General features: G+C 63.6%; 16 protein-coding genes and 1 pseudogene. 6 read left to right on the forward strand and 11 right to left on the reverse strand.

Annotated features, from left to right (window positions below; all coding sequences use genetic code 11):
• Nucleotides 1–735 precede the first annotated feature (735 nt).
• The 3 genes from ABQJ48_RS36080 to ABQJ48_RS36090 all read right to left on the reverse strand — a co-directional run bounded on the left by ABQJ48_RS36080 (nt 736) and on the right by ABQJ48_RS36090 (nt 3,563).
• Nucleotides 736–996 (reverse strand): hypothetical protein, encoded by a 261-nt coding sequence (locus ABQJ48_RS36080; RefSeq protein WP_367842675.1) that lies wholly within the window; start codon nt 994–996, stop codon nt 736–738.
• Between the two features lie 153 nt (nt 997–1,149).
• Nucleotides 1,150–1,482, reverse strand: a complete 333-nt coding sequence (locus tag ABQJ48_RS36085; protein WP_367842676.1) for a hypothetical protein — start codon at nt 1,480–1,482, stop codon at nt 1,150–1,152.
• 197 nt (nt 1,483–1,679) lie between these two features.
• Nucleotides 1,680–3,563, reverse strand: a complete 1,884-nt coding sequence (locus tag ABQJ48_RS36090) for a bifunctional sugar phosphate isomerase/epimerase/4-hydroxyphenylpyruvate dioxygenase family protein (RefSeq protein WP_367842677.1) — start codon at nt 3,561–3,563, stop codon at nt 1,680–1,682.
• Nucleotides 3,564–3,876: 313 nt separating this feature from the next.
• Between ABQJ48_RS36090 and aroQ the strand changes: the two genes are divergently transcribed.
• From aroQ to ABQJ48_RS36105, 3 genes are all read left to right on the forward strand, one after another.
• Complete coding sequence (gene aroQ, locus ABQJ48_RS36095) at nt 3,877–4,332, forward strand: type II 3-dehydroquinate dehydratase (protein WP_367842678.1); 456 nt, start codon at nt 3,877–3,879, stop codon at nt 4,330–4,332.
• The gene (locus ABQJ48_RS36100) at nt 4,329–5,234 is read left to right on the forward strand and encodes a shikimate dehydrogenase (protein ID WP_367842679.1); all 906 of its coding nucleotides are present in this window, start codon (nt 4,329–4,331) and stop codon (nt 5,232–5,234) included. Before aroQ ends, ABQJ48_RS36100 begins: the two co-directional genes overlap by 4 nt.
• Nucleotides 5,235–5,318: 84 nt before the next feature.
• Nucleotides 5,319–6,689 carry an MFS transporter gene (locus tag ABQJ48_RS36105; protein ID WP_367842680.1) on the forward strand — a complete coding sequence of 457 codons (1,371 nt, stop codon included), beginning with the start codon at nt 5,319–5,321 and terminating at the stop codon, nt 6,687–6,689.
• A gap of 90 nt (nt 6,690–6,779) precedes the next feature.
• Here the strand turns inward: ABQJ48_RS36105 and ABQJ48_RS36110 are convergent, their stop codons facing one another.
• The 3 genes from ABQJ48_RS36110 to ABQJ48_RS36120 form a co-directional block, all read right to left on the reverse strand.
• Complete coding sequence (locus ABQJ48_RS36110; RefSeq protein WP_367842681.1) at nt 6,780–7,475, reverse strand: TetR/AcrR family transcriptional regulator; 696 nt, start codon at nt 7,473–7,475, stop codon at nt 6,780–6,782.
• A 95-nt stretch (nt 7,476–7,570) separates the two neighbouring features.
• Nucleotides 7,571–8,860 carry an NAD(P)/FAD-dependent oxidoreductase gene (locus ABQJ48_RS36115; RefSeq protein ID WP_367842682.1) on the reverse strand — a complete coding sequence of 430 codons (1,290 nt, stop codon included), beginning with the start codon at nt 8,858–8,860 and terminating at the stop codon, nt 7,571–7,573.
• A 165-nt stretch (nt 8,861–9,025) separates the two neighbouring features.
• The gene (locus ABQJ48_RS36120; protein ID WP_367842683.1) at nt 9,026–9,958 is read right to left on the reverse strand and encodes a dihydrodipicolinate synthase family protein; all 933 of its coding nucleotides are present in this window, start codon (nt 9,956–9,958) and stop codon (nt 9,026–9,028) included.
• Nucleotides 9,959–10,101: 143 nt separating this feature from the next.
• On the opposite strand from ABQJ48_RS36120, the gene ABQJ48_RS36125 reads away from it, so the two are divergent.
• Nucleotides 10,102–11,085: a LysR family transcriptional regulator gene (locus ABQJ48_RS36125; RefSeq protein WP_367842684.1), complete on the forward strand. Its 984-nt coding sequence runs from the start codon at nt 10,102–10,104 to the stop codon at nt 11,083–11,085.
• A 191-nt stretch (nt 11,086–11,276) separates the two neighbouring features.
• A complete protein-coding gene (locus ABQJ48_RS36130; protein ID WP_367842685.1) occupies nt 11,277–14,357 on the forward strand; it encodes a transglycosylase domain-containing protein in 3,081 nt (1,026 codons plus the stop codon).
• Nucleotides 14,358–14,410: 53 nt separating this feature from the next.
• Here the strand turns inward: ABQJ48_RS36130 and ABQJ48_RS36135 are convergent, their stop codons facing one another.
• The 5 genes and pseudogenes from ABQJ48_RS36135 to ABQJ48_RS36155 form a co-directional block, all read right to left on the reverse strand.
• Nucleotides 14,411–15,640, reverse strand: coding sequence for an ROK family transcriptional regulator (locus tag ABQJ48_RS36135; protein WP_367842686.1), 1,230 nt, complete (start codon nt 15,638–15,640; stop codon nt 14,411–14,413).
• A gap of 31 nt (nt 15,641–15,671) precedes the next feature.
• Nucleotides 15,672–16,469: an ATP-binding cassette domain-containing protein gene (locus ABQJ48_RS36140; protein ID WP_367842687.1), complete on the reverse strand. Its 798-nt coding sequence runs from the start codon at nt 16,467–16,469 to the stop codon at nt 15,672–15,674.
• A gap of 91 nt (nt 16,470–16,560) precedes the next feature.
• Nucleotides 16,561–17,547, reverse strand: a complete 987-nt coding sequence (locus tag ABQJ48_RS36145) for an ABC transporter permease (RefSeq protein WP_367842688.1) — start codon at nt 17,545–17,547, stop codon at nt 16,561–16,563.
• An 88-nt stretch (nt 17,548–17,635) separates the two neighbouring features.
• Nucleotides 17,636–18,640: a sugar ABC transporter substrate-binding protein gene (locus ABQJ48_RS36150; protein ID WP_367842689.1), complete on the reverse strand. Its 1,005-nt coding sequence runs from the start codon at nt 18,638–18,640 to the stop codon at nt 17,636–17,638.
• Between the two features lie 791 nt (nt 18,641–19,431).
• Nucleotides 19,432–19,647, reverse strand: a pseudogene (locus tag ABQJ48_RS36155) (two-component sensor histidine kinase); the annotation flags it as partial.
• Nucleotides 19,648–19,878: 231 nt separating this feature from the next.
• Here ABQJ48_RS36155 and ABQJ48_RS36160 point away from each other — a divergent pair.
• Entirely contained in the window at nt 19,879–20,085 is a 207-nt protein-coding gene (locus ABQJ48_RS36160) for a DUF4148 domain-containing protein (RefSeq protein WP_367842690.1), read from the forward strand.
• The last annotated feature ends 124 nt before the right edge of the window (nt 20,086–20,209 follow it).

Genomic DNA, 20,209 nt, shown 5'->3' on the forward strand with positions numbered 1-20,209 from the left:
GGACCGTGAAACGACTCCACGCCGATGATAGTGCGGATTGCCCGTGTGAAAGTAGGTAATCGTCAGGCTCCCCAGCAGTGAACAGAAACCCCACCCCCAAAAGGTGGGGTTTCTGCGTTTGGGACCCCGTCTGGCGAAGCGGTCCGGTGATGGATCGCGGACAAGCCGGGCAAGTATCGGATCTACACCGATCCGGTTTGGATGCACATCAAACGCCTGCTCCGGTTCGTCCAGCGTTCGCTCGCCTTTGACCGCTGCCGACGCCACCGCTGTGAACACAGCTGAGTGGGTCCGTGGGACCCGTTCGTCATTTCCTCGGTTCCTTTGCCAGCATTATCGCTGCCTCAGGCCCCGGCCAAACCACCTGTCCGACTGTCAAAAATTGCGCCGAACTCTCACTGACCTGGTGACGACGAGCCGGTACGGATGTTCGGCACGCTCGGCGCCTCGTGCCTGAACTGTATGAAGTGTTCAATCCCACGCCTTATCGCGGCGCTCAGGATATGGAAGTGCAACTCGCGATTGCCCTGCGTGACGCAGGGTGTGGAGCGTGGCGGGCCTGAAGCGATTGGCTGGCCGTTTGAGAACGGGGAGGGATGTCGCGAGGTATGCGCGCTACGCGTGCGAGGGCTAGCACGTAGGGCTTTCAGCGTGGCGCTGTGATCGTTCTGCCTTGTGACTCGTGCCGCGCAACACACGCGAGTTGGCGACGTGACGTAAGGCGATGGGCCTGTGTTACTTGACGCCGAGCCCGCGCAGCACAGCATTGCCCTCGCTGGTCAAACGGATATGCGAGCCACCTGCATCGCCGGACACCGTTTCGACGAGGCCCGCTTCGTACAGTTGCGGGATCTCGGGTTTGGCGGATGCGTCGATCGGTGCGTGCAGCAAGAGCAACAGGGTTGCCAGTTCGTGGTGACTCAGCAGACGGCGAAGCATGGTAGGGCGCTTTGCCGGAGCCGATGTGTCGTTTGTATCTTGATCGGGTTGCTTCATGGTGCGCGCCTGTAGCGGGATAGTGTCCGGCGATGATGCGGACGAAGTCTTAAACGATTCTTAAGACTCCACTGTCCTGTAACACTGTGACATCAAGATGGCAGCACAGCATCTTCCCCACCGTCGCGCTTACTGTTTGTCGGCTGCAAAAGCTTACGGCGCGCAAGTTTTGCCGGCTGTTTGAAGCCACAGGTTGTTGACATGGCGCTTGCCCGCATAGTAACGGTAAGTCGTCGCGCCATTGTCGCTGCGCACCTTGACGATGTTGGAATCGCCGAAGTCGAGCATCTGGCCCTGCGGGATCGCCGTGGATTTAAACGCGGCGTTGTGCTGGTTCGCGACTTGCGTCATGCAGGCGACGACGTCGTCGACGGAGCGTTGTGTGGTGGTATCCGTGACGGGCTCGCCCGCATCCGGATCCTTCTGGAAGTACGCGCAAGCGCTGAGAAGCACGGGAACTGACAGGACTACGGCAAACTTCTTCATATCTCTCCTGGCGTTTCATTCGGCCGACGGGCGGATGCGGTGTGCACCGGGGCGCCGCGGCGCGGCGTGGGTCGCAATCAGAGAGACATTATATCGGGCCGCGCAAAGCGCCGATTAGATGGCGCATGTGCGGTGCCCAGGGAGATGACGTGTTCGAGGCGAGCCAACGCGAGACTCAGCCGAACGACCGGAACCGCCTACTTGCGACGCTGCGCCTGCGCAGCGAGCCGCACCGCCGCGTTAGCCGCGCCATACCCGTCATAACCACCACGCCGCTCGACGATCTCCAGAAAGAAACGCTGGTCGAGCTGTTCCGTATAAGCGTGGAAAAATTCGCCGCCATGCTCATCGCGGTCGTACAGGATATGGTTCGCGAGCATCGCCTCCAGCATGTGGTCCGGCAGCGCGTAACGCGCGGCGAGGTCGTCGTAGTAATTGCGCGGAATGCGCAGCACCGGCAGGCCGTCGGCGATAAATTCGCCCATCGCGCTAAAAATATCGCCGGTGCTGAACGCAACGTGGTTCAGCCCGGAGCCGTGGTAGGTGTGCAGCGCTTCGGCCACTGCGGTGTGCCGATCCACCGACGCGTTCAGCGCGATCCGCACCGACCCGTCAAGGCTGCGCAGCGCGCGGCTGCGCACCAGCCCGTAAGGGTCCGGCACGAGCACGCCCGGCTCTGCCTGGAAGCCGAGTGCCGTGCGCAGAAAGAGCACCCACGTATCGAGAGCGTTCGCCGGCACGGACAGGCACACGTGATCGATGCGCGATAGCGGTCCCACCTCCGTCGGGCCGTTGATGTCGGTGAGGACGAAGTCGGCTTCGAACAGCGTGGGCTGGTCGGGCGTTTCGTCGACGAAATAGTTCAGGCTGCTGTCCGGACCTTGCACCGCGGGCAGCACCCGCTCGTCGGGGCCGATCTGTCCTGAGAAAGGCGCATAGCCGAAGCCGGCCGCCCGCTCGAATGCCTGATTGGCGTCGTCCACGCGAAACGCCGACGCGCACAGCGACAAGCCATGCTGCTGGAAGAACGCGTTGGCGAACGAATCCGGCTCGGCATTTAGCACGATCGACGCCGCGCCGTGCTGGTACAGCGTCACGTCTTTCGATCGATGCTCGCCGGCCTGGCGGAAACGCAGCTTGCCGAGCCAGTCGGCGAGCTGCGCGCGGGTGCTGTGGTCGACCGCGAATTCGAGGAACTGATAGCCGACGTGCGCGGGCGCGGCGGGCGAGCGGTACAGGTCGCCGACCGGTTGTTGCTGCTTTTCGAGCAGCGCACGGGTCTGCTCCTCCAGGAACAGCAGCGAGCGATGGCCGTCCGCGGCTGTGGTCGTGGTGGGCGCGGCGCGAAAGCCGTCGTTGAAAATTTCCAGCGAAAGCGGCCCGCTGTAGCCCGTTTTCACGATCTGCGCGGTGAAGTTCGCCAGATCGAAATCGCCCTGGCCGGGGAAGCAGCGGTAATGGCGGCTCCATTCGAGCACGTCCATGGCGAGCTTGGGCGCGTCGGCGATCTGCACGAACGCGATGCGCTCGCCCGGAATCCCGGCGATCGCATCCACCGTATCGTTCAGTGACAGCGTGTGAAAGCTGTCGAGCACGAGCCCGAGGTTCGGATGGTTCACAGCATCGACGAGCTTCCACGCGTGACGATAAGTCTTGACGTGCTTGCCCCACGCCAGCGCTTCGTAACCGGCGATCAAGCCGGCGGCCTCGGCGGCACGCGCGAGCGCGCCCAGCTGGTCGATCAACAGCGAATCGTCGCCGATGGTGTCTGGCGACACGTTGCTGCACACCAGAATGCGGTCCGTGCCCAATTCATGCATCACGTCGAACTTGCGCTTCGCCCGGTCCAGATTGCGTTCCAGGCGCTCGGGGCTCACGCCGTCGAAGTCGCGAAATGGCTGAAATAGCAGGATCTTCAGCCCGAGGTCTGCGGCGATGCGGCGCACATCGGCCGGAGAGCCGTCGAAATACAGCAAGTCGTTCTCGAAGATCTCGACGCCTTCGAAGCCTGCCGCGCGGATCGCGGTCAATTTTTCGACGAGGGTTCCGCTGATCGACACGGTGGCAATGGAACGTTGCATGAGAGCTCCTGCAAAAACAAACAGAACGGCAGTCGGAAAGTTGCTCGACAGGCGGCGCGCGCGCAGGCGTCGCAGTCGCGCATGCTGCAATGCGCAAAGTGAGCCAGTCCGTTACTTTTAGCGAGCAAGACGCAGGCCAGAACCGCCCACGCTAACGGGCTGTGGCGACAGTCTATACAAACTAACTAGATGGTACAAATTCGTATAAACCCCGAATGACGGCGGCGCCCAATGCGCGCACACTTCGCTTTACGATGCAAGCGCCACGGGTGCCGTGGTGTGCTTTGCGCCTTACTTTGCAGGAGCCGCTACCATGAGTTTTGCCTCCGTCCTGGTCCTCAATGGACCGAACCTCAATCTGCTCGGCACGCGCGAGCCGGCCATATACGGCTCGGAAACGCTCGACGACGTCGCGAAGCTGTGCCGCGATGCCGGCGAGCGCCTGGGCCTCGACATCGAGTTCTGCCAGTCCAACGCCGAGCATCAGCTGATCGACTGGCTGCATGCAGCGCGCACCAAGGTCGACGGCATCGTGATCAATCCGGCGGCTTACACGCATACGTCGGTTGCGATCGCCGACGCGCTGAGCGCGATCGACAAGCCGGTCGTCGAGGTGCACATTTCGAATGTGCATCGCCGCGAAGCGTTCCGGCATCACTCGTATGTGTCCGCGGTGGCGGACGCGATCATCGTCGGTTGCGGCACGCAGGGCTACGTGTTCGCTCTGGAGCGGATGGCGACGATTCTTAAGACCAAGGCTGCAAAATGAACCTGCAGACGAACACCGCGGCTAACGCGCAGGTCAGCTCCCAGGCCACTGCGCACTCCTACCTCGTCGGTCTGATCGGTTCGGGTATCAGCGGGTCGCTCACGCCCGCGATGCACGAAGAAGAGGGCACCAGGCTCGGGCTGCACTACGTGTACCGGCGGATCGATCTGGAGGCGTTGAAGCTCGACGTCGCCGCGCTGCCCGATCTGCTGCTTGCCGCCGAACGAATGGGTTTCAACGGTCTGAACATTACGTACCCCTGCAAGCAGGCGGTCATTGCGCTGCTCGACGAGCTGTCCGACGACGCGCGCGCGCTCGGCGCGGTCAACACGGTGCTGTTCAAGGACGGCAAGCGCATCGGCCACAACACCGACTGGTCCGGCTTCGCGCGCGCATTCCAGCGCGGCTTGCCGGATGCGTCGGTGGAGCGTGTGGTGCAGTTGGGCGCGGGCGGCGCGGGCGCGGCGGTCGCGCATGCGGCGCTCACGATGGGCGCGCAATCGCTGACGCTGTTCGACGTGGACGCCGCCCGTGCCGCGTCGCTTGCCGACGAACTGCAGAAGCGTTTCCCTGCCAGCAAGGTGAGCGCCGGCAGCTCGCTTGCGCAGTCGCTCGCCGCCGCCAATGGCCTGATTCACGCGACGCCCACCGGCATGGCAAAACTGCCCGGTTTGCCGCTGCCTGCCGAATTGCTGCATCGCGATCTGTGGGTCGCCGACATCGTGTACTTCCCGATTCGCACTGCGCTGCTGCAGGCGGCCGAAGCACTGGGCTGCCGCACGCTGAGCGGCGGCGGGATGGCGGTCTATCAGGCGGTCGACGCCATGCGCATCTTCACCGGCCTCGAGCCGGACGCCGAACGCGTGTATACCCATTTCCAGTCGTTGTTGCAACGTCCGTAATCGCTCCCTTGGTGGATGCCCTGCGAACTCGCTAACCGGTAGCGTATGACCGGTACATAACCCGCTCGAGGAGACTAGCCCGACATGCCGCAACCGATTCACACCAATCCCGCCGACGCCCCGCTGCAAAAGGGCGGCACGGTGAGTAGCGCCCGCCGCTCGAAAGCCCGTTACCAGATTCTCGGGCTGCTCGCGGTAGGCACGATGATCAATTATCTGGACCGCACGGTGCTCGGCATTGCGGCGCCGCAACTGACCAAGGAACTTGGCATCAACGCCGCGCTGATGGGTTTGCTGTTCTCCGTCTTTTCGTGGAGCTACGTGGCCTCGCAGATTCCGGGCGGCCTGTTTCTCGACCGCTTCGGCAGCAAGCTCACTTACTTTCTGTCGATGACGTTCTGGTCCTTGTGCACGCTCGCCCAGGGGCTGGTGCACGGCGTCGGCGCGCTGTTCGCCTTCCGGCTCGGGCTCGGGGTGTCGGAAGCGCCTTGCTTTCCGACCAACAGCCGCGTGGTGGCGACGTGGTTCCCGCAGAGCGAACGCGCGATGGCGACCGGCACCTACACGGTGGGCGAATACATCGGCCTCGCGTTTTTCAGCCCGTTCCTGTTCATGCTGATGGGCGCGTTCGGCTGGCGCTCGCTGTTCTACGTGGTGGGCGGCGCGGGCATCGTGTTCGGCGTAATCTGGTGGATGCTCTATCGTGAGCCGCGCGATCATCCGTCCGCCAATCAGGAAGAACTCGACTATATCGAAGCGGGCGGTGGCCTCACCCATCGCAAGGAAGCCGCGGACGCAACGGGTGCAGAGACGGTTGCCGTGAAGAGCGGCTTCGAATGGCGCACTATCGGACGACTGCTCAAGCATCGTCAATTGACCGGCATTTGCCTTGGCCAGTTCGCCGGCAATTCGACGCTGGTGTTCTTCCTCACCTGGTTTCCGACCTACCTGGCAACCGAGCGCCATATGGCGTGGCTGAAGATCGGCTTCTTCGCGATCATGCCGTTTATCGCCGCGTCGATCGGCGTGATGTTCGGCGGCTTCTTCTCCGACTGGCTGCTGCGCCGCGGCAAGTCGCCCAACGTCGCGCGCAAGCTGCCGATCATCGCGGGCCTGCTGCTCGCGTCGACCATCATTCTCGCGAACTATGTCCAGAGCAACGTGGTGGTGATCGCGATTCTGTCGGTGGCCTTCTTCGCGCAAGGCATGGCCGCACTCGGCTGGACGCTGGTGTCGGACATCGCGCCCGACGGCCTGCTCGGCGTGACGGGCGGCATTTTCAACTTCGCCGCGAACCTGGCCGGCATCGTCACGCCGCTGGTGGTGGGCTTCATCGTCGCGGCAACCGGCTCGTTTGTCGGCGCGCTGGTGTTCATCGGCGCGGTCGCGCTGATCGGCGCGCTGTCGTACATCTTTATCGTCGGCGATATCAAACGGATCGTGCTAGTGGATTGAGCGCTCTGTTCACGCCAAAAACAAACGGGACGTGGTGCCAGGCCACGTCCCGTTTTTCAATTGCGCGGCCCGCAACGGCGCGGGCGCGCTTCAATCGTCCTTGCGCACGAAACGCAGCACGGCATCGACGATCATCGCGCGATGCCGCGCACGCAGGCGCGGATGCGACGGATCGCGGCCGAACGCGGTGCCGAACGTATGGCGATTGCCGACCCGGTGAAAGCACAGCGAGCTGATCAGCAGATGCAGATCGATCGGGTCGACGTCGCCGCGAAACTGCCCCGCCGCGATACCGCGCGCGAGCAGATCTTCGATCGTGTGAATGACGGTGACATTGCGGCCTTTGAACGACTTGACCTGCTCGACGTACTTCGCGCCGTGAATATTTTCGATCGTCACGAGGCGCACGAAGTCGCGGTGGCGGTCGTGATAGTCGAACGTGAACTCGACTAGCGTACGCATGCCTTCCACCGGATCGAGTTCGCTGACGTGGAGATCCTGCTCGAGTTCGCGAATGTCGCCGTACACTTTTTCCAGCACGGCCTGATACAAGCCTTCCTTGCTGCCGAAGTAGTAGTACAGCATGCGCTTGGTGGTGTGCGTGCGTTCGGCGATGGCGTCGACGCGTGCCCCCGTCAGCCCCATCGCGGAGAACTCCTGCGTCGCGACCTCGAGGATGTTGCGCCTCGTCTGTTCGGGGTCGTACTTGCGCCGGGCGTCCCCGCGCGGCGTGTCGGACGGGATGCCGTTGGTATCAGGCTCGGCGGCCTTGCTTCCCTTTTTCATTGTGTATTCGAGCGGCAGTGACCGCGCATTCTAGCATGGTGAAATGGGCCTCTGGCGCGGGTGTCGGGCATCGAATGGCAACCTCCTGCGACGTGTCATGCGACCCGGTGCGCACCCGGTCGGCGTGCGGCGATCGCATCGCGCGCCTGCATCGCCGTGTAGGTCAGTTGTGCGGCGGCGAGACCGAGCGCGCCGTAGACCGGCGTGAGACCGAAGGCCGCGAACGCGTCCGGCACCGGGCGCTCGCCGGAGATGGCGGCCGCCAGCAGTTCGCCCGACACGGTGGTCGGCGCCATGCCGTGGCCGCCGAAGCCGACCGCGTACCAGATGCCGTCGCCACTGCGGCCGATTTGCGGCATCTTGTGCCGCGCATAGCTCATCAGGCCGCCCCACGCGTGCTCGATACGCACGTCGCGCAACTGCGGATAGACCTTCACCAGATCGCGCCGCAACAAGCGGGCGATCGTGGCGGGCGCGCGCTCGCGCACCGAGATGCGGCCGCCCCACAGGATGCGCGTGTCGGGCAACGGCCTGTAATAGTCGAAAGCAAAGCGGGTATCGTAGACGGCCGCGCGCGTGCCGAGTGCGTCTTGCAGGCGCGCGCCGAGCGGCTCGGTCGCCATCACGTAGGTGGCAATGGGCAGCACCGCGCGCTCGACGCGCGCGTAGACGTTGCGCGCATAACCGCCGCCCGCCATCACGACGTGGCGCGCTTCGAGCGCGCCTTGCGGCGTGTGCACAATGAAGCCCGCGCCCGCGCGCTGCAAGCGCAGAACCGGCGAGCGCTCGTGGATCGTCACGCCAGCCTGGGTTGCGGCGGCGGCGACGCCGAGCACGTATTTGAGCGGATGAAAGTGGAACGCGTTGCGCTCGAACAGGCCGCCGTGATAGCGGCGAGTTTTCAGTTGCGCGGCGAGCTGGGCCGCGCAAACGGGTTCCCAGTCGACGCCGAACGAATCGCGCATCAGCTGCCGTTGCGCGTCGAGCCGGGCCGGATCGTCGAACCAGTTCGCGAGGATCACGCCGGCATCCGTCGCCTCGCAGTCGATGCCATAGCGCGAGATGCGCGCCCGCATCAGGTCGACCGCGTCGGTGGTCAGCGTATAGAGCTCTCGCGCGCGAACGGGGCCGAGGGTTTTCAGCAACTCGGCGCAATCGAGGCTATAGCCGCCGAACACGGAGCCGCCGTTGCGCCCCGACGCGCCGAAGCCCACCTGCTGCGCTTCGAGCACGACGACGTCCGCGACGCCGCGCTCGGCGAGCCCCAATGCGCACGACAAGCCCGCCAGGCCGCCGCCGATGATGCACACGTTGCCGCCACGTCGCCCGGCGAGCGGCGCATAGGCTGACGAGCGGCTGACGGTGGCCTCGTAATAGCTTTGCATACGGCTAGGGTAGCGGCAATCGCGCGCTCGCGTCCAGCCGCGCCCGGGCGGCAAAGACGGCCAGGCATGCCAATTGATCGGCAGGCGCCGGCACCGGAACAGGTAGGGCGGCCCACGTTCGAACCCCAGCAGATATGCGCCGCCCTATGCGTCGAAAGACGAGCTTCAGTGGCCCCAGCGCAGCACCAGCGGATCGAGCCGTCGTGCGATTTTGAGCAAGCCTTCGCGCGTGGCCGGATGCATCGCCGGCAACGGATGACGCACCGCGTCGGAGCGAATCACGCCGCCTTCCTTCATCAACGCTTTGCACGATGCGAGGCCGCCCTGGCGGTTCTCGTAGTTGATCAGCGGCAGCCACTGCTGATAATGCGCAGCGGCGGCTTCGGTATCGCCTGCCGCGTACGCGTCGACGATCAGACGGATGCCGTCCGCGTAGCCGCCGCCGGTCATCGAGCCGGTCGCGCCGGCGTCGAGATCGGCCATCAACGTGATGGCTTCTTCACCGTCCCACGGGCCCACTACCGCGTCGCCGCCCAGTTCGATCAACTCGCGCAGCTTGTTCGCCGTTTGCGGGACTTCGATCTTGAAGTACGACACGTTCTCGATTTCGCGCGCCATGCGGGCGAGAAACGGAGCGGACAGCGCGGTTCCGCTGACCGGCGCGTCCTGGATCATGATCGGAATCTGGATTGCATCGGACACCGTACGATAAAAGTCATAGATGCCGCGCTCGCCGACACGGATCGTCGCGCCATGGTATGGCGGCATGACCATCACCATCGCGGCGCCCGCGGCCTGCGCGCTGCGGCTGCGTTCGGCGCACAGGTACGAACTGAAATGCGTGGTCGTGACGATCACCGGCACCCGGCCTGCCACATGTTCGAGCACGACATGCATCAGCGTGTTGCGCTCGTCGTCGGACAGGGCGAACTGCTCGGAGAAGTTCGCGAGAATGCACAGGCCGTTCGAACCCGCATCGATCATGAAGTCGATGCAGCGTTTCTGGCCTTCCAGATCGAGCCGGCCGGCTTCGTCGAAGATGGTGGGCGCGACGGGGAACACGCCGCGCAACGCGGCAGGATGGGATGCCTGGGTCATGGTGATGTCGTTGTCCGTGAGTGAAACGCGAAAGTTCGAATGTCTCCACCGCCGACTATACGGCGGTGCGCACCGCAGGTATATTGAATTGTTTCCATCCTGTGATCGCTTTTACGACTCACCCGCAATTCACGCCTGCGCCAATGAAAGACACCCTGAACGTGCTGCTGTCGAAGCTGCGCATGAAGCAGCTGCAATTGCTGATCGCGCTCGATGACCTGAAGTCGCTGCACAAAGCCGCCGGCGCGCTGGCAATGACGCAATCGGCGGCCAGCAAGGCGCTGCAGGAACTGGAATCGATGCTGGAGGCGCCGCTCTTCGAGCGCTCGAAGACCGGCATGATCCCCAACCAGCTCGGCCACTGCGTGATCCGCTACGCGCGCCTCGTGGCAACGGATCTGACCGCGCTATGCCAGGACGTCGCCGAGATACGCTCCGGGCGCGGCGGGCGGCTCGCGATCGGCGCGATCATGGGCGCGATTCCCGAGTGCGTGGTGCCGGCGCTCAACCGCTTGCATGCGGGGCAACCGAACCTGTCGATCGAAGTGGTGGAAGACACCAGCGCGCGCATGCTGCCGCAACTCGACGACGGCCGGCTCGATCTGATGATCGGCCGCGCGGCGGTGGCCGCCGATCCTTCCAGGTACCACTATCGCCCGCTCGGCGACGAGCCATTGTCGGTGGTGGTCGGCTACGGTCATCCGCCGTTGCCGAACAAGCAGGTGCAATTGCGCGACCTGGCGGGTCACCGTTGGGTGGTGTATCCGTCGCACATGCCGCTGCACGCGCTGCTCGAACGGGAGATGGATCTCGCCGGACTCGCTATGCCCGACAACCCCATCTCGACGGCCTCCACTTTCGTCACGGTCGCGCTGCTGGCAAGCAGCTCCGAACTCGTTTCGCTGTTGCCAAGCGCGATCGCCGCATTGTTCGTGCGGCAGAAGATGCTGCGGGTGGTACCGGTCACGCTGAAGTCGCCCTCGCAAACTTTTGGCGTGGTGACGCGCAAAGGCGGCGTGCTGTCGCCGCCGGCCGTGCAGTTCATCGAATTGCTGCGCGCGCAGATGGCGCAAGCGCCGCGCGCGCGAACGCGACAACGTGCGGCGTCCGAACGCAAAACCGCCTGAAGCGGCGCTTTGCCGATTTCCGGAAGACATTGAATATCGCACGGCACTTCGCGTTTCGCCACGTGCGGTGAAAGGGTGTTGTAGCCGCGACACTGGGGTACACCCGACCCCAGGGTGAGATGGCGTTCCGCGCTAAACTGATTAGAAGTAACTCAGGTCTGGAAATTTGGCAACGCTCGGGGGAGAGCGCCATGAATAGGCCACTGCTTCGGTTTCCGCTTCGCGCGACCAGCACGACACCTGTCCGACGGTGGCTCAAATGGGGCCTCGCGGCAGCATTGCTGATCGCGCTGGCGCTCGGGGCGCACTTCGTCCAGGTCGAGATCGAAACATCGCGGCTGCAGGCGCGCTACCTTTCCGAGCTGACCCGCGACGTGGGCTTTTCCGTCCAGGAAGGTCCTAGTCATTCCATCCGTTTTCCCCAGGCAGACAACGGCCCCTACGACAACCGCCTCGGCTATGCGTTGCTGCCTGCTATCCAGCAGCGTCTGCTGCAACGGGGCTTCGAGATCAGCTCTCAGGCGCGCGATTCCGAGCGCATGCGGTCATTGGCCGATTATGGGTTGTTCCTGCCCTACGCGGAAAAAGATACCGCCGGCCTGCAGCTTTTCGACGGCACTGGCGCGCCGCTATTCAGCGCGCAGTTTCCGGGCCGCGTCTATGACAGCTTCGACGCCGTTCCCCCGCTGATCGTCAACTCGCTCCTGTTCATCGAAGACCGCTATCTGCTCGATACGAGCCAGCCCAACCGCAACCCGGCGATCGACTGGGGACGCTTTAGCCGCGCGTTGGCCGACCAGGGCGCGCGCATCTTCAACCATCATCAGGCAACGCCGGGTGGCAGCACGCTCGCCACGCAGATCGAAAAATTCCGCCACTCGCCGGACGGCCGCACAGCGACGCCGCGCGAGAAACTGCGGCAGATCGCGTCCGCTTCGGTGCGCGCGTATCTGAACGGTCCGCAGACGTTGAGCGCACGTCAGCAGGTCGTCGTGCACTATCTGAATTCGGTGCCGCTCGCCGCGCAACCGGGGATCGGCGAGATCAACGGGATCGGCGACGGTCTCGCCGCATGGTATGGCCGCGATTTCGGCGACATCAACCGCGTGCTGAATGCGCCGTCGACCGAACAGAACCTGGACGCGCAGGGCAAGGCGTTCCGCGAGGTGCTGTCGCTGATGATCGCGCAGCGTGCGCCGTCGTATTTCCTGCATCACGGCTATGCCGAACTGGAACGGCTGACCGACAGTTATCTGCGATTGCTGGCGGCCGGCGGGGTCGTGTCTGTACCGCTGCGCGACGCGGCGCTCTCCGCGCATGTCGAACTGCATCGCGCGCCCGCCGCCAAACCGAGTGCCGATTCGTTCGTGTCGCGCAAGGCCGTGACGTCGATGCGCTCGCATCTGCTGAGCGCGCTCGGCATTCCGAGTTTCTATGAACTCGACCGACTCGACCTGCAGGCGCGGGGCACGCTCAACAATGACGTGCAGCAGGCCGTCAGCGAACGCCTTGCGGCCGCCGCCACGCGCGACGGCGCGAAAGCCGCGGGCTTGGTCGGCTTCGAAATGCTGCGGCCGTCGGACGATCCGTCGCGAATCGCGTACAGCTTCACGCTGTTCGAACGGCGCGACGGCGCGAACCTCGTGCGGGTGCAGACCGACAGCGTCAACCAGCCGTTCGACATCAATTCGGGTGCCCGCCTGAATCTCGGTTCCACCGCGAAACTGCGTACCGTGGTGACGTATCTGCAGATCGTGTCCGATCTGCACCGGCGTTATGCACCGTTGAGCCAAGCGGAGCTCAAAGCCGTGAAGCCCGATCCGAACGATCAGTTGACGCGCTGGGCGCTCAACTATCTGTCGCACACCTCGGACCGCTCGCTGCAGGCGATGCTCGACGCGGCCGTGGAGCGCAAGTACTCGGCAAGCCCCGGCGAGACGTTCTACACGGGCGGTGGCGCGCAGACCTTCAACAACTTCGAGGCCGACGACAACAGCCGTATCCTGACCGTTCATCGCGCATTCCAGCATTCGGTGAATCTGGTGTTCGTGCGGTTGATGCGCGACATCGTTCACTACGAGATGGTGCAAACCACGGGGCCATCGGCGCAATGGCTGGGCGATCCGGCGATCCGCAAAATGTATCTGACGCGTTTCGCCGATCAGGAAAGCCGCGTGTATATGAACCGCTTTTACACGAAGTATCACGGCAAGGCGCCGGATCAGGCCTTGGCGCTATTGCTGCTCGGCGTGCGCAAGTCGCCGCCGAAAGTGGCGACCGTATTGCGCAGCGTAGCGCCGGACGAGTCGAATGCGTGGTTCAACGAGAAGATGCGCGCGGCGTTGAAGAATACGCCGGCCGCATCGATGCTCGACGATGAGGACCTCGCGAACCTGTACGCCAAATATGCGATCGACCGCTTCAATCTGAACGACCGCGGCTACATCGCGAGCGTGCATCCGCTGGAACTGTGGACGCTCAACTATCTGCGCGCGCATCCCCCCGCCACACTCGCCGAGATTCAGAACGCGAGCCGCGATGTGCGTCTGTCGACGTATTCGTGGCTCTTCAAGACGCGCTATCACGCAACGCAGGACCGTCGCATCAAACGCATGGTCGAATTGCGCGCGTACGACGCGATCGGCAAATCGTGGCAGGCGCTCGGCTATCCGTTCGCGACGCTCACGCCTTCGTATGCGGCGGCAATCGGCGCATCGGGCGACCGCCCGGCCGCGCTGGCGCAACTGATCGGCGTCATCGCCAACGACGGCAACAAGGTGCCGACCGAAAGCCTCACACAACTCGACTTCGCAAAAGACACGCCGTACGAGACGCACTTCCAGCGCGCCGCGGTCGCGCCGCAGCAGCAGTTGTCGCCGGAAATCGCGGACGTGGTGAGAACGCTGCTGCGCGACGTCGTGACGGGCGGCACGGCGAGGCGGCTCGCACAAGGCATGACGTTCCCTGACGGCCAGACGCTCACCGTGTATGGCAAGACCGGCACCGGCGATCAGCGCTTCAATGTGTTCGCCAAAGGCGGCCGCCTGATCGAGTCGCGCAAGGTGAATCGCAGCGCTACCTTCGTATTCGCGATGGGCGATCGTTTCTACGGCACGTTGACCGCCTGGGTGCATGAACCGTATGCGGCGCGTTACGAGTTCACGAGCGCGTTATCCGTGCAGTTGCTGAAGTCGTTGGCGCCGGCATTGCAGCCGCTGCTGGAAAATCCGGCTACGAAGCAGGCGTCGCTTACCAAGGTCTCGGCGCAATGACCACGCGAGCGGCGGGCGGATAAAAAAGCGCGGATGACCGCCGCCGTGCGCGCTCAATACTGCCCGTCCGATACCGCCGGCTTCAAAAACAGCTCATGCACCGGCGCGAAATGCGCGTAGAGCGGCAGGATTGCGCCGCCCATCGCGCGCGCATCGGCGCCTATCGCGCCTTCCAGCAATTGCGGTCGCACCATCCCTTCCCATTCGAAGCGATCGAGCACACGCTCGGTGCGTCGAATGATTTCGCGCAGCAGCTGCCGGTCGAGTTCGCCGTCGATCACGACCGCTTCGAGGTCGAGCAACGCGGCCGCGTTGGTCAGCGCGTTGGCGATTGCGGGACATGCGGTATCGAGCCATTGCTCCGTATGCCGCCACAACTCGGGTGATAACGCGCGATGATCGTGCGCGGCGGCGGCCGGCGCGCCCGCATCGCTGTAGAGCTTTTCGAGCACGAAGCCCGACGCCGCGTGGAGCAGTTGCCGGGCGGGTTTGCGCGCGCTGCCGTCGCCCAGCGGAATCGAGCCCACTGCGCCTGCGTTGTCGTGCGGTCCGCCATGCAGGCGGCCGTCGATCACGAGGCCTCCGCCGATGAACGTGCCGACGAACAGATACAGGAAGTGATGAATGCCGCGGCCCTGGCCCATCACGAGTTCGGCGGCGCACGCGGCGGTGGTGTCTTTGGCGAATTCCACGGGCAGGCCGGTCATTGCCGCGACGCGGGTGCGCAAGTCGATCTGGTGCCATGCCTCGAGCGCCTCGGGCGGCGCGCCCAGAAAGTCGCGCCAGCCGCCAAGCCACAACGGCGCCGCGACGCCCACACCGACCACCTTGCCGGCCTTCGCGCCGAGCGTCTGATTCACGCGCGCGAGCTTGCTTTCGAGCGCGGCAAACAGCGTGCGCGGATCGGGATACGCGTACTCGAAGACATCGCGGCACACCACGTGGCCGGAGAAGTCCATCGCCAGCACATCGAGACTGCGCCGCCCTACCTTGATGCCGATGGTGTATGCGCCGTCCGCGCGCAAACCGATCGGCACGGACGGCTGGCCGATCTTGCCGCGCACGCGGGCCAGCTTTTCGAGCAGGCCGTCGTCGATCAGACGCTCCACGATCATCGACACGGTCTGCATCGACAGGCGCGTGAGGCGGGCCACGTCGGCTTTCGGCAGCGCCCCGTGCAGGCGGATTGCCTGCAGCACGATGCGCTCGTTGAACTGCCGCATGCCGACCTGGTTCGAACCGACGGTGCGTTTGAGAGGGGAGCGGGCGCCAGTGGTGTCCATGGTCGCGAGCCCGCTCAACAGGAAGCGTGGGTCATGCAATCGCCTTGACGTCGGCTTCCTTCGCGCCGGTCATGATCGCGACCGCCTCCGACATGTGCACGTCGCTCCGGTTGACGAGCGCGGCGCGCCGCCCCAGCCGCTGGATATGGATTCGGTCGGCGACCTCGAACACGTGCGGCATGTTGTGGCTAATGAGAATCACCGGCAGGCCGCGATCGCGCACGCGCCGGATCAGTTCGAGCACCATGTTGCCTTCCTTCACGCCGAGCGCGGCGGTGGGTTCGTCGAGAATCACCACGTGCCGTGCGAACGCCGCGCTGCGCGCCACCGCGACGCCCTGGCGCTGGCCGCCCGAGAGCGTTTCGACGGCCTGGCGCATCGAGCGGATGCCGATCTGCAGGCCTTTCATATGCGCGGTCGCCTCTTCGAGCATCCGGCGTTTGTCGATCATCTTGAAGAGCGAGCCGCGCCAGCCGGGCTTCACCAGTTCGCGGGCAAGGAACAGATTTTCGGCGATGCTCATGGCCGGCGCGACTGCCAGTTCCTGATAGACGGTCTCGATGCCCTGGGCGCGCGCGTCGAGCGGGCTGCGGAATTTGACCGGCTTGCCGTCGAGCAGGATCTCGCCTTCATCGGGCACGGTCGCGCCGGACAGCGCCTTGATCAACGACGACTTGCCTGCGCCGTTGTCGCCGATCACGGCGAGAATTTCTCCGGGCAGCACTTCGAAGTCGCAACCGTCGAGCGCGGTCACGTTGCCATAGCGTTTGACGAGTCCGCGCGCTTGCAGAACGGGCATCGCGGGGGAAGCGGTATGAGGTGTAGACATCACGGGCTCCATGCAAGACATTTTCGGTCGCCAGAGTAGTGCTCGCTTGAGCACTGATTCAGGCGCCATGCCAGATCATTGCTGCGAATCATCAACCGCGGCGATGGGAAAGTTTGTCCGCGGCGACCGCGAGAATCACCAGCATGCCGGTGATCAATACCTGGTATACCGAAGAAACACCGATTAGCGTCAAGCCGTTGCGGAACACGCCCACGATCAGCGCGCCGAGCAGCGTGCCGACAATCGACCCCCGTCCGCCGAAGAGGCTCGTGCCGCCCAGCACGACCGCGGTAATGCTGTCGAGGTTTTCCGTTTGCCCCGCCTGCGGATCGCCCACCCCGGTACGCGAGACCGACAGCAGCGCGGCAATGCCGTAGATGGCGCCCGCCAGCGAGTACACGGTGAGCAGGATCTTCTGCGACGACAGGCCCATCAGCCGGGCAGCCTCGGCATTGTTGCCGAGCGCGTACAGATGCCGGCCGGGCACCGTATCGCGCAGCACGAACCAGGTGGCCAGATACATCAGCAAGGTGAGGACGGTGCCGTAGGTGACTTCTGCCGGCCCGAGCTTGAACGTGTTGCCGAGGAACATGATCGCGTCCGGCAGATTCGACACGCTCTCCGCATTCGAATAGATTTGCGTCAGCGCGAATGCGATGTTCAGCGTACCGAGCGTGACGATGAACGCGGGCAGTTTGATGCGCGTGATCAGCACGCCGTTGAGCGCGCCGAACAGCGTACTCGCCGCGATCCCGCACAGGATGGCGAGGATCGGCGGCACGCCTAGCGTGACCGCGAACTTGGTCATGATGATCGAGCCGAACGCCATCACCATCCCGCACGACAGGTCGATGCCGCCGGTCAGCACGATCAGGGTCTGGCCGATCGCGATGACCGCGACCACCATGGTCTGCTGCAGGATCAGCGAGAGATTCTGGAACGACAGAAAGCGGTTGCTCTGCGAGATGAAGAAGCCGCACGCCAGCACTAGCGCAATCAGCGGCCCGATCTCGGCGAGCGACGGCAAATGGTCGGTGAAGGAACGCGAACGGCCGGCGGGCGCGGAAGGTGTCGACATGATAGATGTCCTCGTCACATAAGCGTGGCGCGATGCCACGCGGCAAGTCAGATGGCGGCCCGTGGCGGCGGGCCGCTGGCAGTGCGGATTACTTGTTGCCCCAACAATTGTCGAGGCCGTACTTCGTGTCCTTGCTGTCGATGCCGGGCATCGGCTTGTCGGTGATCAGCGTCACGCCCGTGTCGTGATAGCCGGAGACCTTCTTGCCGGTCTTCGCATAATCGGCGCCGGCAGTGACGCCGAGCGAGGCCATCTTCAGCGGATATTGCTGGGAGGTCGCGGCGATCGCGCCGGCCTTCACGTTGCGCACGCCTTCGCAGCCGCCGTCGATCGAGACGATCATCACGCCCTTGTCCTTGCCCGCCGCCTTCAGCGCACGGTACGCGCCCGCCGCGGCCGGTTCGTTGATCGTGTAGACCACGTTGATGTCGGGCGACTTCTGCAGGCAGTTTTCCATCGCCGTCTGGCCCTTCGCCTGATCGCCGCGCGTGTCCTGGCTGCAGACCACCGACGCATCGCCTTCCTTGATCCCGAAGCCTTCCAGGAAGCCGTTGTGCCGCAGCACGCCGACCGACACGCCCGGCGCGAGGTCAAGCGTGGCGATCTTCGCGGGCTTGCCGTTCAGCGCCGCCTTCGCATATTTGCCGATCAGCACGCCGGCCTTGAAGTTGTCGGTGGCGAACAGAGCGTCCGTGGCGTCCTGCGGATCGGTGGGGGTGTCGAGCGCGACGACCATCACGCCGGCGGCGCGTGCTTTCCTGATGCTCGGCACGATCGCCTTGGTGTCGCTCGGCGTGATCAGAATCGCTTTCGCGCCGGCCGTCATCATGTTTTCGATCGCGGTGACCTGGCTCGCGTTGTCGCCGTCGAACTTGCCCGCGGCCGTCACGAGCTTTGCGCCATCTTTCGACGCGGCCGCCTCGGCGCCCTGTTTCATCTTCACGAAGAACGGGTTGGTGTCGGTTTTGGTGATGAGGCCGACGACCGGCTGATCGGCCGCCTGGCTCGCGCTCGCGCACCACACCGCCGATGCCGCGACGCACACAGACACGATTTTCCTGACGACAGGCTGCCTGCGGGAATTCAGATTCATGGGGATGCTCCTCCGGTTGTTTTCGACGACGTCATGGACTGCCGAACGCTTGCTGGCCTGAACGCTGCGGGGCCGCAAGCTGGTTTGGTCGGCTCCCAAGCTGAGAAACACACGAAAACATGGCACTTACTTTTCAATAAGTTGGCCCAGTGCATTGCCCACGGGAGGCCTATCAGAGATTGAAGTCGGCGCTCGATTAAGTCCAGGCAGTTGATTTAGTACAGCAGGCGCCGCCCATCGAGTCAATGCAAATCTTCTACCGCGTCGCACAAAAAAGTACCCCTTTGAACGACTGCACCATCGAGAAAAAAAGGTTTCAGGCCATTTTGCGATGCGGCGAAGCGCAGTCCCGGGTCGGGGAAAGCCCTGGCCAATCTGTCGTCTCATAGGCGTTTGTTGGCAATCGGAGTGCTCCATACACTTAATCACAAGATGGCGCTGTTTTTGTGGATTCCTAAAAGTTGGCAATGCTTTTTCGATTCGAAACGCACGTCTAGCGAGCCTCCTTCCAAAAACCAATGCGTGAATTGCGGAAATGGTGGCGGTATGCCGACCGGAGCAAGGCGAACTTTGGAAACCTTCTGTGGAGCATCCAAAAAGCTGTCACTGCCACGCGCCGTAGCTCGGAACCCGCAAGAAGGTGCACTCCCAAAGGTTCCGATGTCCGCCGCCTTCGATGATCAAAAAATCGTTTAACGAAAAGCCATGCAATGAGTGCCTCGGCGGAGTCAGCCAGCCCCTCAAAACTGGTCCTTTTTCAAGGCTTTCAGCGGTCAAACCGGCTCACATGCCATCAGCGCGACGGAACTCGTCACCTCGCGCTCGACGTATCCAGTCATCACGTTTGTCATGCTCTGGTCGCGCTCGGTCACCGTCAACCAGAATGACGCCGCCTGCGCAATCGCCAAACCGACGACAAGTATCAGCGCGAGCTGCGCATACAGTGTGCGCGGCCGACGCAGAAAACCAGGCGTGTGCGGCGCTTGCGTGGAGATCGACGGACTCATTGGCCGCTCCCGCCCGGAGTCACCGCTGCCGAAAAGTGCTTGCGCGGAAATGAGCTTTGTATCCCAACGTATCTGAATGGGGCTTGATACAAAACATTGCATAACAAAGCCGATTTCGAAACAAGCCAGATACACCAGCAGGTTCAAATACATCAACGGCAGCAGACGAAACAAGCAATCCGAAGCGCCGCCAGTTTCAGCTACTTACTCATTCTTCTCCAGGAGCACATCATGAAACAGTCGATCACCACGCTGGTTCTCGCACTCAGCGCAATTGCCGGCGTCGCGCACGCCGATGTCACCACGAATGTCGATCAGAACCAGACGCAGGTTCATCGCCAGCAGGGCAAGACGCGTGCGGAAGTGCGCAACGAACTGGCGCAGGCGCAAAAGGACGGGCAGATCGCCGCGCTGGCGAATCTGTATCGCGGCGGCTGATCTGTGTGATTCACAGACATCGTTTCAACTAAAATGAAGCGATGGACCGTGAGATTGCGACTCGATTGCGGTGGGTGGCGATGTACCACGAGACCGGTAATGCCGGTCTCGTGTGTGCGCGCTG

Origin of the sequence: Paraburkholderia suaedae (assembly GCF_040812055.1) — a bacterium.
GTDB lineage: Bacteria > Pseudomonadota > Gammaproteobacteria > Burkholderiales > Burkholderiaceae > Paraburkholderia.

Bases quoted from the DNA above. Each gene is read 5' to 3' on its own strand.
- ABQJ48_RS36080 (WP_367842675.1), bottom strand. From the start codon at position 996: ATGAAGCAACCCGATCAAGATACAAACGACACATCGGCTCCGGCAAAG.
- ABQJ48_RS36085 (WP_367842676.1), bottom strand. From the start codon at position 1,482: ATGAAGAAGTTTGCCGTAGTCCTGTCAGTTCCCGTGCTTCTCAGCGCT.
- ABQJ48_RS36090 (WP_367842677.1), bottom strand. From the start codon at position 3,563: ATGCAACGTTCCATTGCCACCGTGTCGATCAGCGGAACCCTCGTCGAA.
- aroQ (WP_367842678.1), top strand. From the start codon at position 3,877: ATGAGTTTTGCCTCCGTCCTGGTCCTCAATGGACCGAACCTCAATCTG.
- ABQJ48_RS36100 (WP_367842679.1), top strand. From the start codon at position 4,329: ATGAACCTGCAGACGAACACCGCGGCTAACGCGCAGGTCAGCTCCCAG.
- ABQJ48_RS36105 (WP_367842680.1), top strand. From the start codon at position 5,319: ATGCCGCAACCGATTCACACCAATCCCGCCGACGCCCCGCTGCAAAAG.
- ABQJ48_RS36110 (WP_367842681.1), bottom strand. From the start codon at position 7,475: ATGAAAAAGGGAAGCAAGGCCGCCGAGCCTGATACCAACGGCATCCCG.
- ABQJ48_RS36115 (WP_367842682.1), bottom strand. From the start codon at position 8,860: ATGCAAAGCTATTACGAGGCCACCGTCAGCCGCTCGTCAGCCTATGCG.
- ABQJ48_RS36120 (WP_367842683.1), bottom strand. From the start codon at position 9,958: ATGACCCAGGCATCCCATCCTGCCGCGTTGCGCGGCGTGTTCCCCGTC.
- ABQJ48_RS36125 (WP_367842684.1), top strand. From the start codon at position 10,102: ATGAAAGACACCCTGAACGTGCTGCTGTCGAAGCTGCGCATGAAGCAG.
- ABQJ48_RS36130 (WP_367842685.1), top strand. From the start codon at position 11,277: ATGAATAGGCCACTGCTTCGGTTTCCGCTTCGCGCGACCAGCACGACA.
- ABQJ48_RS36135 (WP_367842686.1), bottom strand. From the start codon at position 15,640: ATGGACACCACTGGCGCCCGCTCCCCTCTCAAACGCACCGTCGGTTCG.
- ABQJ48_RS36140 (WP_367842687.1), bottom strand. From the start codon at position 16,469: ATGTCTACACCTCATACCGCTTCCCCCGCGATGCCCGTTCTGCAAGCG.
- ABQJ48_RS36145 (WP_367842688.1), bottom strand. From the start codon at position 17,547: ATGTCGACACCTTCCGCGCCCGCCGGCCGTTCGCGTTCCTTCACCGAC.
- ABQJ48_RS36150 (WP_367842689.1), bottom strand. From the start codon at position 18,640: ATGAATCTGAATTCCCGCAGGCAGCCTGTCGTCAGGAAAATCGTGTCT.
- ABQJ48_RS36160 (WP_367842690.1), top strand. From the start codon at position 19,879: ATGAAACAGTCGATCACCACGCTGGTTCTCGCACTCAGCGCAATTGCC.